General features: G+C 68.5%; 14 protein-coding genes and 1 pseudogene. 12 read left to right on the plus strand and 3 right to left on the minus strand.

Annotation, left to right across the window (positions count from 1 at the left end; all coding sequences use genetic code 11):
• Nucleotide 1: 1 nt before the first annotated feature.
• The 8 genes from N8A90_RS05140 to N8A90_RS05175 all read left to right on the plus strand — a co-directional run bounded on the left by N8A90_RS05140 (nucleotide 2) and on the right by N8A90_RS05175 (nucleotide 6751).
• The gene (locus N8A90_RS05140; RefSeq protein WP_262073569.1) at nucleotides 2-1042 is read left to right on the plus strand and encodes a Nit6803 family nitrilase; all 1041 of its coding nucleotides are present in this window, start codon (nucleotides 2-4) and stop codon (nucleotides 1040-1042) included.
• The gene (locus N8A90_RS05145) at nucleotides 1005-2075 is read left to right on the plus strand and encodes an MSMEG_0568 family radical SAM protein (RefSeq protein WP_262073604.1); all 1071 of its coding nucleotides are present in this window, start codon (nucleotides 1005-1007) and stop codon (nucleotides 2073-2075) included. Before N8A90_RS05140 ends, N8A90_RS05145 begins: the two co-directional genes overlap by 38 nt.
• A gap of 3 nt (nucleotides 2076-2078) precedes the next feature.
• The gene (locus N8A90_RS05150; protein WP_262073570.1) at nucleotides 2079-2636 is read left to right on the plus strand and encodes an MSMEG_0567/Sll0786 family nitrogen starvation N-acetyltransferase; all 558 of its coding nucleotides are present in this window, start codon (nucleotides 2079-2081) and stop codon (nucleotides 2634-2636) included.
• Nucleotides 2633-3625 carry a sll0787 family AIR synthase-like protein gene (locus tag N8A90_RS05155; protein ID WP_262073571.1) on the plus strand — a complete coding sequence of 331 codons (993 nt, stop codon included), beginning with the start codon at nucleotides 2633-2635 and terminating at the stop codon, nucleotides 3623-3625. Before N8A90_RS05150 ends, N8A90_RS05155 begins: the two co-directional genes overlap by 4 nt.
• Complete coding sequence (locus N8A90_RS05160; protein ID WP_262073572.1) at nucleotides 3618-4832, plus strand: MSMEG_0565 family glycosyltransferase; 1215 nt, start codon at nucleotides 3618-3620, stop codon at nucleotides 4830-4832. Before N8A90_RS05155 ends, N8A90_RS05160 begins: the two co-directional genes overlap by 8 nt.
• An 11-nt stretch (nucleotides 4833-4843) precedes the next feature.
• Nucleotides 4844-5128, plus strand: a complete 285-nt coding sequence (locus tag N8A90_RS05165) for an MSMEG_0570 family nitrogen starvation response protein (protein WP_262073573.1) — start codon at nucleotides 4844-4846, stop codon at nucleotides 5126-5128.
• A 19-nt stretch (nucleotides 5129-5147) separates the two neighbouring features.
• Complete coding sequence (locus N8A90_RS05170) at nucleotides 5148-6443, plus strand: MSMEG_0569 family flavin-dependent oxidoreductase (protein WP_262073574.1); 1296 nt, start codon at nucleotides 5148-5150, stop codon at nucleotides 6441-6443.
• 80 nt (nucleotides 6444-6523) lie between these two features.
• Nucleotides 6524-6751, plus strand: coding sequence for a hypothetical protein (locus N8A90_RS05175; protein ID WP_262073575.1), 228 nt, complete (start codon nucleotides 6524-6526; stop codon nucleotides 6749-6751).
• 7 nt (nucleotides 6752-6758) lie between these two features.
• On the opposite strand, the gene N8A90_RS05180 is transcribed toward N8A90_RS05175, so the two are convergent.
• Together N8A90_RS05180 and N8A90_RS05185 are read right to left on the minus strand one after the other, a co-directional pair.
• The gene (locus N8A90_RS05180) at nucleotides 6759-6929 is read right to left on the minus strand and encodes a hypothetical protein (RefSeq protein WP_262073576.1); all 171 of its coding nucleotides are present in this window, start codon (nucleotides 6927-6929) and stop codon (nucleotides 6759-6761) included.
• A 471-nt stretch (nucleotides 6930-7400) separates the two neighbouring features.
• A complete protein-coding gene (locus N8A90_RS05185) occupies nucleotides 7401-8273 on the minus strand; it encodes an aldo/keto reductase family oxidoreductase (protein ID WP_262073577.1) in 873 nt (290 codons plus the stop codon).
• A 103-nt stretch (nucleotides 8274-8376) separates the two neighbouring features.
• Here N8A90_RS05185 and N8A90_RS05190 point away from each other — a divergent pair, with 103 nt between their 5' ends.
• The 3 genes from N8A90_RS05190 (at nucleotide 8377) to N8A90_RS05200 (ending at nucleotide 11669) form a co-directional block, all read left to right on the plus strand.
• A complete protein-coding gene (locus N8A90_RS05190; protein WP_262073578.1) occupies nucleotides 8377-9276 on the plus strand; it encodes a LysR family transcriptional regulator in 900 nt (299 codons plus the stop codon).
• A 98-nt stretch (nucleotides 9277-9374) separates the two neighbouring features.
• Nucleotides 9375-9638: a hypothetical protein gene (locus N8A90_RS05195; protein WP_262073579.1), complete on the plus strand. Its 264-nt coding sequence runs from the start codon at nucleotides 9375-9377 to the stop codon at nucleotides 9636-9638.
• Nucleotides 9639-9671: 33 nt separating this feature from the next.
• Nucleotides 9672-11669, plus strand: coding sequence for a hypothetical protein (locus N8A90_RS05200; RefSeq protein WP_262073580.1), 1998 nt, complete (start codon nucleotides 9672-9674; stop codon nucleotides 11667-11669).
• Nucleotides 11670-12116: 447 nt separating this feature from the next.
• On the opposite strand, the gene N8A90_RS05205 is transcribed toward N8A90_RS05200, so the two are convergent.
• Complete coding sequence (locus tag N8A90_RS05205) at nucleotides 12117-12551, minus strand: FlxA-like family protein (RefSeq protein WP_262073581.1); 435 nt, start codon at nucleotides 12549-12551, stop codon at nucleotides 12117-12119.
• Nucleotides 12552-12854: 303 nt separating this feature from the next.
• Between N8A90_RS05205 and N8A90_RS05210 the strand changes: the two are divergent.
• Nucleotides 12855-13027 (plus strand): annotated as a pseudogene (locus tag N8A90_RS05210) (IS3 family transposase); the annotation flags it as partial.

A 13027-nucleotide genomic window follows, 5' to 3' on the forward strand; every position in this document is an offset into this window, starting at 1 on the left:
GATGACCATCGTTCGCGCCGCCGCCGTCCAGATCGCGCCCGACTTCGAGAACGTCGATGGCACCCTGAACCGGGTGTGCGCGGCGATCGACGAGGCCGGCGCCCAGGGCGTGCAGTTGATCGTCTTCCCGGAGACCTTCCTGCCCTACTACCCGTACTTCTCGTTCGTGCAGCCGCCGGTGCTGCAGGGCCCGGCCCACATCCGGCTCATGGAGCGCGCGGTGGTGGTGCCGGGGCCGGTCACGCTGGCGGTGGCCGAGCGGGCGCGGGCCAACGGCATGGTGGTCGTGCTCGGCGTGAACGAGCGCGACCATGGCAGCCTTTACAACACGCAGTTGGTGTTCGACGCCGACGGCAGCCTGCTGCTCAAGCGCCGCAAGATCACGCCGACGTACCACGAGCGGATGATCTGGGGCCAGGGCGATGCGGCGGGCCTGAAAGTGGTCGACACGAAGGTCGGCCGCGTCGGCGCGCTGGCCTGTTGGGAGCACTACAACCCGCTCGCGCGCTACGCCCTGATGGCGCAGCACGAGGAGGTCCACTGCGCGCAGTTCCCCGGCTCGCTGGTCGGGCCGATCTTCGCGGAGCAGATGGAAGTCACCATCCGCCACCACGCGCTCGAGTCCGGCTGCTTCGTCGTCAACGCGACCGGCTGGCTCACCGATGCGCAGATCACTGCCATCACGCCGGATGCCGGCCTGCAGAAGGCGCTGCGCGGCGGCTGCCACACCGCCATCGTGTCGCCCGAAGGCAAGCACCTCGCGCCGCCGCTGACCGAAGGCGAAGGCATGGTCATCGCCGACCTCGACATGGCGCTCATCACCAAGCGCAAGCGAATGATGGATTCGGTCGGCCACTACGCGCGGCCCGAACTGCTGAGCCTGGCCATCAACGAACGCCCCGCCGCGACCACCTTCGCGATGCCGGCCGGCGTATCTGTTCCCACCACCCCTCACGGAAGCACCTCCCATGACCACGACAGCCTCGCCGTCCAGCCGCCAGTTGATGACCGAGTTGCAGTCCTTCGGGTTGCGGCTGGTTGACCCTTCCGCCGGCGCGGCCAGCCGCCGCGGCGGCGCGGGCCCGTCGGACCACAAGGCCGTCACCGTCGACGGCCACACGATCATGGTGCCGGTGCACACCTCGACCGCGTGGAACTCGCCCTTCACGGCACAAGCACCCGACGCGATGGGCAACAGCACCATCACGCGCGGCACGATCCCCATCGCCAGCATCCGCTTCCCGAAGCAGCCGCGCTTCACGAAGATGCAGACCTTCGACGGCGTGCCGTATTCGCACATCGCCACGCTGCACGGCAGCGACGTGCTCGCGACGACCGTGCTGCAGACCTGCATCCGCTACGAAAGCCGCAAGAAGACCTGCCAGTTCTGCGCCATCGGTCAGTCGCTGGCGGCCGGCCGCACCATCGCGCGCAAGACGCCCGAGCAGCTCGCCGAGGTCGCGCGCGCCGCCGTGCTGCTCGACGGCGTGAAGCACATGGTGCTGACCACCGGCACGCCGAACGCGACCGATCGCGGCGCGCAGATCCTCTGCGAGAGCGCCTTCGCGATCAAGGCCGCGGTCGACATCCCCATCCAGGGCCAGTGCGAGCCACCGGACGACGACCAGTGGTTCCACCGCATGAAGGCGGCGGGCATCGACACGCTGGGCATGCACCTCGAAGCGGTGACGCCATCGGTGCGCGAGAAGATCATGCCGGGCAAGGCCAGCGTGCCGATCTCGCGCTACATGAGCGCTTTCGAGGCTGCCGTCGGCGTGTTCGGCCGCGGCCAGGTCAGCACCTACATCCTGGCCGGGCTGGGCGACACGCGCGAAGCGATCCTCGACATCTGCGACCAGCTGCTGGCGCTGGGCGTGTACCCCTTCGTCGTGCCCTTCGTGCCGATCAGCGGCACGCCGCTGGAAGACCATCCGGCCCCGACGCCCGAGTTCATGACCTCGATCCTCGAACCGCTGGGTCAGCGCGTGGCCGCGGCCGACCTGCGGTCGAGCGACATCAAGGCGGGCTGTGGCAAGTGCGGCGCGTGTTCGTCGCTTTCCGTGTACGAGAGCTGAGCCATGTCCTGCATCGATGACGTCGTCGACCCGGTCGTGCACTACGCGCCGGTCGAGTTCCTGGTGCGCGAGGCCGCGCAGCGGTGGGAGCGCGACGAGGCGCATGCGCTGCGCCGTGCGGTGTTCTGCATCGAGCAGGGCCTCTTCGTCGGCGACGACCGCGATGCCATCGACGAGCGCGCCCAACTGCTGGTCGCGATGTCCTGCATCGGCGGCATGCCCGACCAGGTGGTGGGCACCGTGCGCATCCACCAAGCCTCGCCCGGCGTGTGGTGGGGCTCGCGGCTCGCGGTGCATGCGGCCTTCCGCAGCCAGGGGCACCTGGGCGCGACGCTCATCCGGCTGGCCGTGACGCGCGCGCATGCGCAGGGCGCGCACACCTTCATGGCGCATGTGCAGGCGCAGAACGAGGCGCTGTTCCACAAGCTGCACTGGCGAACGACCGGCACGCTCGCCATCCATGGGCGCCCGCATGTCGAGATGCAGCCGGACTTCGCGCACTACCCGCCGTGCCACGACCCTGTCAGTGGCTTCGTGTCGCGCGCGAGGAGCCGCGCATGACGCTCGCCGAGCTCACCGCCGCACTGCGCGACAGCCGCGGCTTCGCGCACAAGCGCGACATCAGCGACATCGTCACCGCGCTCGGGCATTCGCTGCCCGGTGGCGGTGCCGACCTCGCGCAGGCCGTGCCGGTGGGCGACGATTGCGCCGCCATCCCCGACGGCCACGGCGGCTACCTGCTCTTCGCGATCGAAGGGCTGGTGGAGGACTTCATCGAGCGCATGCCCTGGTTCGCCGGCTATTCGGGCGTGATGGTCAACGTGAGCGACATCTATGCGATGGGCGGCCGGCCGACCGCGGTGGTCGATGCGTTGTGGAGCGCCGGCATGCAGCCGGCCGACGAGATGCTCAAGGGCATGGCCGAGGCGTCGAGCCAATACGGCGTGCCGATCGTCGGCGGCCACAGCAACAACCGCAGCGTGCGGCCACAGCTGGCGGTCGCCATCCTCGGCCATGCGAAGAAGCTGCTGACCAGCTTCACCGCGCGTCCGGGCGACCTGCTGGTGATGGCGGTCGACCTGCGCGGTGGCTACCAGGAACCCTTCCCGTACTGGAACGCCTCGACCACCGCGCCCGGCGCGCGCCTGCGTGCCGACCTCGAGGTGCTGCCCACGCTGGCCGAGGCCGGCCTGTGCGACGCGGCCAAGGACATCAGCATGGCCGGCGCCATCGGTACGGCGCTGATGCTGCTCGAATGCTCGAAGGTGGGCGCGACGATCGACGTCGACGCCATCCCGCGGCCCGAGGGCGTGCCGCTGCTGCGCTGGCTCACGTCCTTCCCCAGCTTCGGCTTCGTGCTGAGCGTGCGGCCCGAGGCGCTGGGCGAGGTGCTCACGCGTTTCTCGGCGCGCGACATCGCCTGCAACGTGGTCGGCCAGGTCGACGACAGCCGCACGCTGGTGCTGCGCCAGGGCGACGATCGGCAACTGCTGTGGGACCTGAACAGCCACGCCTTCATCGGCGAGGCGCGCGAGGTCAGCCATGCATGAGTCCGGACGCAACCGGCCGTTGAAGATCGGCCTGCTCACGCACTCGGTCAACCCGCGCGGCGGTGTCGTGCACACGCTCGAACTCGCGCACGCGCTGCACGATGCAGGGCACGACGTGACGGTGATGGCGCCCGCCTCGGCCGGCCAGCAGTTCTTCCGCCCGGTGCGCTGCGCCACGCGCCTGATCCCGGTCGGCCCCACGCCGCGCGACATGGTCGAGATGGTCGGCACGCGCATCGATGCGTTCACCGCGTCCATCGGCGAGCTGCTCGCGACCACGCGCTTCGACGTGCTGCACACGCACGACCCCATCGGCGGCAATGCGCTCGCCAACCTGCAGGAGCGCGGCCTCATCGACGGCTTCGTGCGCACCGTGCACCACCTGGAGGTGTTCGCCGACGTGCAGCTGATGCGCTGGCAGGCGCGCGGCTTCCGGGCGGCGCGGCAGGTGTTCTGCGTGAGCCGGCTGTGGCAGAACCTGCTGGCGACCAGGCACGGCGTGCGCGCCTCGGCGGTGTGCAACGGCGTGCAGCGCGGCCGCTTCAGCCCTGAGCCGCAACCCGGCGATGCACTGCTCGCGCAGCGTCTCGGCATCCGCACCGGCGCGCCGGTGGTGCTCGCGCTCGGCGGTGTCGAGGAGCGCAAGAACACGCTGCGCCTGCTGCAGGCCTTCGTGCTGCTGCGTGCGCATCGGCCCGATGCGCAGCTCGTCATCGCCGGGGGTGCCAGCCTGCTCGACCATGCGCAGTACGGGCGCGACTTCGCGGCGCTGGCGCAGGCGAGCGACCTGCCCATCGGCCCCGGCGCGCCGATCGTGCTCACCGGCGCGCTGCCCGACGACGACATCCCCGCGCTCTACCGCCTGGCCGACGTGGTCGCGATGCCCTCGCTCAACGAAGGCTTCGGCTTGGTCACGCTCGAGGCGCTGGCCAGCGGCGTGTCGATCGTCGTCTCGCGCATCGCGCCGTTCACCGAATACCTGCGCGATGGCGACTGCCACTGGGCCGATCCGTTGAAGTCGGCCTCGATCGCCGAAGCGCTGCAGGCCGCACTGGCATCGCGTTCATCGGCGCGCATCGCTGCGAGCGCCGCGCGCCTCGGCGACACCTTCAGCTGGGCCACCAGTGCGGCCCGTCATGTGCAGCTCTACCGCGAGGGCCTGCTGCAAGGCGCCAGCGCGGCCGTTGCGCGAACCCACCTGCGTTGAGGACCCCTCCCATGCCCGTCATGCATTTCCACGTCCGCTGGCCCGACCAGAGCGAGACCCGCTGCTATTCGCCATCGCTCGTCGTGCAGGACTTCCTGACACCCGGCCAGGCCTACCCGCTGCCCGACTTCCTCGGCCGCACGCGCGAGGCGCTGGGCATCGCGTCGGAGCGGGTGCGGGCCAAGTTCGGCTTCGCCTGTTCGCAGGCGATGGACCAGCTCGCGGAGATCGAGCAGATCGCCCGGCGTTTCGAAAAACACCCCGAGGCGCAGGTCACCGTCCTGCGCTTCGACTGACCCACCGAGGACTCCCACCATGACCCCCAAGACCACCCACTACAGCGTCGTCATCGTCGGCGGCGGCCAGTCCGGCCTGTCGCTGAGCCACTGCCTGCAGCAGCGCGGCATCGACCATCTCGTGATCGAGAAGCGCACGCTGGTGCATTCGTGGCGGACGCAGCGCTGGGATTCCTTCTGCCTCGTCACGCCCAACTGGCAATGCAAGCTGCCGGGCTGGTCGTACAGCGGCAGCGATCCGCACGGCTTCATGGTCAAGGACGAAATCAACACCTGGCTGGCCGGCTTCGTCGAGCAGGTGCAGGCGCCGGCGATCGAGGGCGTGACGGTCGAGAAGGTGTCGCGTGTTGCAGGTTCCGCAGGTTCCGGCGAGGCGGATCGCTACACGGTCGACACCAGCGCCGGCCGCTTCACCGCCGACCAGGTCGTCGTGGCCTCTGGCGGCTATCACAAGCCGGTGGTGCCGCGCATGGCGGAGAGGCTGCCGGCTTCGATCGTGCAGTACCACTCGGCGCAGTACCGCAACCCGGCGCAACTGCCCGAGGGCGCGGTGCTGGTGGTGGGCTGCGGCCAGTCCGGCGCGCAGATCGCCGAAGACCTGCACCTGGCCGGGCGCAAGGTGGTGCTGGCCACCGGCAACGCGCCGCGCTGCGCGCGCTTCTACCGCGGCAAGGACGTGGTCGACTGGCTGGCCGACATGAACTACTACGACATGCCCGTCACGCAACATCCGCTGCGCGAAGGCGTGCGCGACAACACCAACCACTACGTGACCGGCCGCGACGGCGGGCGCGACATCGACCTGCGCCGCTTCGCGCTCGAGGGCATGGAACTCTACGGCCTCATGACCGGGCTCGACGGCGACACGCTGCAGTTCCAGCCCAACCTGCGCGCCAACCTCGATCATGCGGACCAGATCTTCAACGGCATCAATGCGTCGATCGACAAGTTCATCGCGGCCAACGGCATCGATGCGCCGCCGGGCGGCGTGTACGAACCGGTGTGGGCACCAAAGGAAGAGCGCACCGCGCTCGGCCTGCGCGAATCGGGCATCACCAGCGTCGTGTGGTGCATCGGCTTCCTGCCGGACTTCGCCTGGGTCGACGCGCCGGTGTTCAACGGCCGCGGCGAGCCGGTGCACCTGCGCGGCGTGACGCAGGTGCCGGGCCTGTACTTCCTCGGCCTGCCCTGGCTGCACACCTGGGGCTCGGGGCGCTTTTCGGGCGTGGCGCGGGATGCGGCGTACCTGGCCGAGCAGATCGACGCGCAGCGCCAGGCCGCGACCCCAGCGCCTGCGCAAGTCGCGACGGCCTGAGCGATCCGTTCAACGCGCCGCCTGCGGCTGGCTGCGCCGCCATGCGGCCGGCGGCGGATGGTTCTTCTCGACGAAGCGATGTGACGCGCCGGCTCTTTCAGTTCCGCTACCGGTCGGCAGCGCACTTCATCGAGGTCTTCCGCAACTGGTACGGCCCGGTGCACAAGGCCTTCGCCGCGTTGCCGCCGGACGGGGCCGAGGCGCTGGAGCGCGACCTGACGGCGCTGCTCGAACGCCTCGACCGTGCCGGCCCCGGCGCGCTGGTGGTGCCCAGCGAGTACCTCGAGGTGGTCGTCAGCCGGCGTTGAAGCCGCGTCAGCGGCGAAGGTTGGCGGGTATCGTGCTGAGCAATTCGGCGGACTTGCGCAGCCGCTCGTCGACCTCGCGGGCCAGCCGCGTGGATTCGCGGCCGTGGTAGCTGATTGCGATCCAGACCAGCCAGACCACGCCGATCAGACCGGCGGATAGATACAGTTGCACGCCCATCGTCACTCCAAAAAACAGGGGGCAACCCTTGCACAGCGTCGGCGTCTTCGCAATAGGCGAACACGCAGAAATGCAACTGCCAGGCGCCGACAACGCCATTCCCGTCCGGTCCGTGACCGGCCGTGGCGCCGCGAGGCGATGGTTTGCGTTCAGCGGCCCGCGCTGAACGGCAATTCCCACTCGGCCATGGCCGAGTCGGCAGGAATCGACAGCGTGAAGACAACCGCGGCGGCCAGCGAGGCAACGACGGTGACGAGGAAGTGGGCCATGACCGCACTGTGCCGTGCGGCCACGTCAGGGCGTGTCAGCCGGGAGCGTGTCGCAGGCGCGTGAAATGCTTTCAGACGAAAGGTTGCGCTCAGAAGCTGTGAATGAATGGGCGCGTCGAGCGGGCGTGGATGATTCGTTCACAGCTTCTCAGGGCAGCGACGCGTCGCAGGTTGCCGAGGGGGCGGAAGACGAGCGATAGCGTCAGGGGCGCGCGCCCAGCGCGTCCAGGGTCGCCAGGTCGTCCGTGTCGAGTTCGAGCGCCGCACTCGCCAAGTTCTCCCGCAGATGCCCGACCGACGACGTGCCGGGAATCAGCAGGATGTTCGGCGACCGCTGCAGCAGCCATGCAAGCGCGACCTGCATCGGCGTCGCGCCAAGCCGGGCGGCCACAGCGTTGAGCGCACTCGACTGCAGCGGCGTGAATCCACCCAGCGGGAAGAAGGGCACGTAGGCCGTGCCGCTGTCGGCGAGCTGGTCGATCAGGGCGTCGTCGCCCCGATGCACGAGGTTGTAGTGGTTCTGCACGCAGACGATCGACGTGATCGTGCGGCCTTGGGCGATCTGCGTCGGCGTGACGTTGCTCAGCCCGATGTGCCGGATCAGGCCGCGGCGCTGCAGTTCGGCCAGCGCCGTCAGCGGTGCTTCGATCGATCCTTCGGCCGGGCCGTGCACGTCGAACATCGCGCGCAGGTTCACGACCTCGAGCACGTCCAGGCCGAGGTGGCGCAGGTTGTCGTGTACCGCGCGTTCCAGGTCCGCCGCGGAGAAGGCGGGCTTCCACGAGGCGTCGTCGCCGCGCGTGGCACCCACCTTGGTGACGATGACCAGATCGTCGCGATAGGGATGCAATGCTTCGCGAATCAGCTGGTTGGTGATGTGCGGTCCGTAGAAGTCGCTGGTGTCGAGGTGGTTGACGCCCAATGCGACGGCCTCGCGAAGTACGGCGAGCGCGGCCGGGGTGTCCTTGGGCGGGCCGAACACGCCGGGGCCGGCGAGCTGCATGGCGCCGTAGCCCAGGCGATTCACGGTGCGGGCGCCCAGGCGGTAGGTGCCGGCGGATGCGGTGCGGGTCATGGTGCGGTCCTTCGAGAAGTGGTGTGCCACGAATCTAGGAGCGCAGGCGCTGCGCGACAATCCTGCGCAATCTGCACAGGCCGTGCAGAAATCAGGACAGTCCATGGACGATCTGGCAGACCTCTCCGCCTTCCTGGCCGTCGCCCGCGAGGGCGGCTTCCGCAACGCCGCGCGCGTGGCCGGCACCAGCGCATCGCGCCTGAGCGACGCGGTCCGCCGGCTCGAAACCCGGCTGGGTGTCCGGCTGCTGCATCGCACCACCCGCAGCGTGGCGCCGACCGATGCCGGCGCGCGCCTGCTGGAGCGGCTCGCGCCCGCGCTCGGCGAGGTGCACGCGGCGCTGGACGTGGTCAACGGCTTTCGCGACCGGCCGGCGGGCCGGCTGCGGCTCAATGTGCCGGTGAGTGCGTCGCGGCTCGTGTTGCCGCGCATCGTGCCGCCCTTCCTCGCGAAGTACCCGGACATCTGCCTCGAGGTGATCGCCGAAGACCGCTTCGTCGACGTGCTGGCCGAAGGCGCCGATGCCGGCATCCGCTATGAAGAACGGCTCGAGCAGGACATGGTGGCCGTGCCCATCGGCCCGCGCGTGCAGCGCTTCGCGGCCGCCGCATCGCCGGCCTACCTCGATCGCCGCGGCCGTCTCGCGCATCCGCGCGAACTGCTCGACCACGACTGCCTGCGCGGGCGCTTCTCGAGCGGCGCGATGCCGGCATGGGCGTTCGAGCGCGACGGCGAATCGGTCAAGGTCGACACGACCGGGCCGCTGATCGTCGGCCTGGGCGCCACCGTCGACCTCGCCGTCGACGCGGCCGTGGCCGGCAGCGGGGTCATCTATCTCTTCGAGGACTGGCTGCGGCCGTTCATCGATCGTGGCGAACTGGAACCGGTGCTCGAACCGTGGTGGCCGAGCTTCTCGGGGCCGTTTCTCTACTTCTCGGGTCGACAGAACCTCCCGGCGCCGCTGCGGGCCTTCGTCGATTTCGTGCGGGAGACGCAGCACTGAGACGCAGATGCCTACGTTCACGCGCTCTGTTCTCCGGCTCGACGTCGCACCGGGGCCGGAGCAAGGTGGTGCCATTCCATCGAACGAAAGGACCCGCCATGACATCGACCCCCAGCAAGACAACGCCGCCCGCGCCCACGACGGCAAAGGACATGAACGAGGCGCGTGCGGGCGACCGCGGACCTGCCTCCGGCCGGAACATCGAGCAGAACCGTGCCATCGGCCAGGACGACCCGATGGAGGGAAGCCGCATGGGCCGCGAACAGCACAAGGCCCGCGACTACCCGGGTTGGGGCGAGGCGGGCGATGGTCAGGGCACCGACGCGTCGCAGGTCGCCGAAGGGGCGGACGACAAGCGATAGCGGCAGCGATGCCGGGCGCAGAATCGCGGCGCCATGCCCACGATCAAAGCGCTCGCTTCACTGGCGGTCTGTCTCACCGTCGGCACGGCCTTCGGCCAGGCCCCTGCTGCCGCGCGAACCGGACCGGCGGATGCGGAGATGCCCGGCGATGTGCTGACGAACGGTCAGGTCGATGCGGCCAGGTACCGTGCCACGGCCGCCGCCATGGGCACGGACGCCGGCATCGCCTATCGCTACGGGCCGAGCGCCGCGGAACTCGGCTCTCCCGCAGCGACGGTGACCTACGGCAAGCGGCCGGACAAGAGCTACGACCCGATCTCGGTCCGGCTCGGCTGGAGCAACCGCAGCTGCGTGTCGCCCGGCGGCTGGTGCGGCACCTGGCAGATTGGCCGTGCGCCGTCGAAGGAGCCAGGCGACTTCAGCTCATCGATCGTGAACGTCGCCTACGTGCCGGATGCGGTGCCGCCGCCTTCGTTCTTCCAGAAGAAGTACTTCGGCGTCGCCAGCCTGCAGCAGTTCGGCATCGCGCACGACGTGGTCGCCGTGAAGCCCGAGCATTCGTGGACCACCTACGACGGCCTCGCGCGCGACGGTGGCGCCAACGACGGCAACATCGAGGCCGCGGCGCAGCGCATCGCCATGGACCAGAAGCCGGTGGCGGTGGGCAAGTGCTACGGCCGCGGCGGCTGGTGCACCAACTCGATAGCCGTCTTCGCCAACGGCTGGCTGATGGGCGTCGGCTCCAACACCGCGCACAACCGCATGCGGGTGAAGCTGGCCGACGGCAAGGTGCCGACCGCCATCGCGATCACCAACAGCGGCGAGTTCGCGCTGGTCACCGTGTGGGACACCGCCGCAGTGCGCGGCCAGATCGCGGTGGTGGCGCTGGCCGACGGCTGCCAGTGGTGCGACCCTGCCAAGGAAAGCGGCTGGGGACGCAACTGGGGCAGTGCCCGGCGCGTGTACCACGGGTTCCCTGGCCTGGGCAACTACATCGCCGCCAAGGTGATCGGCTACGTCGACCTGCCCGACACCCTGAAGGCGCCGACCGAGATCAGCGTGAGCACGGGCAAGAGCCATCACGACTACGAGATCGTGCGTGACTTCTGGGCGAACGGCATCGACAGCGCGGACAGCCGCGTCAGGTGGTACGACGGCGATGAGCGCAGCCGCGCGGTGGCGCGCACCGGCATGGCGGTGGTGATCAGCAAGAACGAGAAGCGCGCCGCCTTCATCGACCTGCGCCCGTTGTTTCAGTACTACCGTGCCCAGTACCTGGGCCAGGACCCGGCCGCCTGGGCGGCCATGATCGCGAACCGTGGCGACGCGCCGAACCAATGGCCGTTCGCCTTCAGCGTGGCGCCGGCGCAGGTACCGGCCGTGGTGAAGGTAATCGACCTGCCGACACGGCCCACCGCCGTCAAGCTGGGGCTCACGGCGCCGTACCGCGCCTTCATCGCCACGCAGGAGGGCAGGCTGCGCGTGTTCGACCTCGGCACCGGCTACCTCGATCAGGCCGGCAAGGCCGTCGGCAAGCCCACCGACATCGTCGAGAAGTTTTCGGTCGAGGTCGGCAGGAACCCCACGGACATCACCTACGTCAAGGAGCGCGGCTGGAACGAGACCACCGCGCTCTTCGGGCCGCGGGGCCTGAAGCACGATCGTTCCTACTGGGTGACCTCGCGCGGCGAGCGCAAGGCGCAACTGGTGAGCTTCGATGCGGCCTTCGGCCGCGCACGCGTCGTGAAGACCCTGGCTGACAGCCGCATCGTCGACCCGATCGCCTCGGACGACGCAGCCAACCACGGGACCGAGAGCTACGTTCTCACGCTGGCCGACTACGGCGGCAAGGTGGTGCGCAATTACCTCTACGGCCCGGTTATCGCGTGGACCTATGGGTCACAAGACGGGTGGACCATCTGCCCGGCACCGGCCGGCTGCACGCTGCTCGACGGCAAGGCCTTCGAGTACGGCGGCGGCTACGAATTGCCGGGCAAGCCGTTTCATGCGGCAGGGGCGAACATCAATTGAGCGCAGCTGCTGATCGAGTGATCAGGCCCCATCAGTGATCAAGCCCGAACGTTGGGGCCGATCTCATTCGCCCCTCCGTTCACCTAGGACCGGGTTGCGAGGGAGATCAGTGAGAGCACCAGGGCGAACACCAGGCCGACGACGAGGGCCGCTTCGCCCCAGACTCGGTCGCGCCTTGGCTCGTTCGGTTCGTGCGTGCGAAAGCGAGTTGCGGGCCGCGCTTCTCTCTGAGGCTTGTCGATCCACCAGCCGAAGTTGGTATCCCAGTCTTTCTCGTGCGGTGATGGCGAACTCATGTCACCAAGTTTAGCTACGCTGCTGACATTTGGTTAACCAAAGTATTCATTCGTGCGAGGCGTGCGCAGTAGTTCACATGCGAGCGCGAACGCGCAGCTGTTCGGTGCTTGGCCCTCGGCGCCGCGACCAGGGGAAGCTGCCGGCGCCTGGTCAGACGTAGATATCAACCTGCGTGCCCAGCGCACCGTCCCCAGCATCGGCTGACTTGGACCGCTCGGCCTCTTGGGAGCGAACCTGTGCCATTTGGCGCGCGGTGCTGGCTTCTGCTTGCTGGCGCTGCAGGTCCGAGATCTGCTGCTGGATCATTTGCATCTGCTGCGCCAGCAGGTCCAACTGCATCTTGATCGCGTCTCGCGCGGGGCCTTCAGGGGCGCCGATCAAGGTCGACTGCGTGTCCTGGATCTGCTTCTGGAGCACGACCAACTTCTTCTGCAGCGCCGCGATCTGACTGCCTGAGTTGCCGCCGTTGCCGCCCGCAGGGGTCGCTGCTGCTGAGCCAATTGCCTGGACCATTGTGTTTTCTTCCTCACTCAATATATGAGTTCCTATCGGCACTTCAGTGATGGTTCTGAAGGGCTGAAACACGGACATCGCACTGAGTTGCGACCCATCCAGACGCGTGGCGGCGCTCCCTCTGCACCCGAATCATCCTGCTCACGATTCACGAGTTAGACCTCGACAAGGCTGCCGGCTTAAGGTTGCGATTGGCCATGATGCAAGCAAAAATTCCTAGACCGTTGCAGCAACAGGTGACAAATAGCCTAAGTTCGGTCCGAGCCGCGCAGGACATCGCGAAGAAAAGCTATGCATCGGTTAGGCATGCCACTATTGCCCATAGTGAATCGCCCCGGTTTTTGAGGAGGCTCAACACTCTGAGAGGATTGAGCCATGAGCAAGTCGAACAAGTTCTCCCCCGAGGTGCGTGAGCGCGCGGTGAGGATGGTGCAGGAGCACCGTGGGGAGTACCCGTCGCTGTGGGCAGCCATCGAATCCATCGCACCCAAGATTGGATGCGTGCCGCAGACGCTGCACGATTGGGTCAAGCGTGTGGAGGTCGACAC

This window comes from Variovorax sp. N23 (genome assembly GCF_025486315.1).
GTDB lineage: Bacteria > Pseudomonadota > Gammaproteobacteria > Burkholderiales > Burkholderiaceae_C > Variovorax.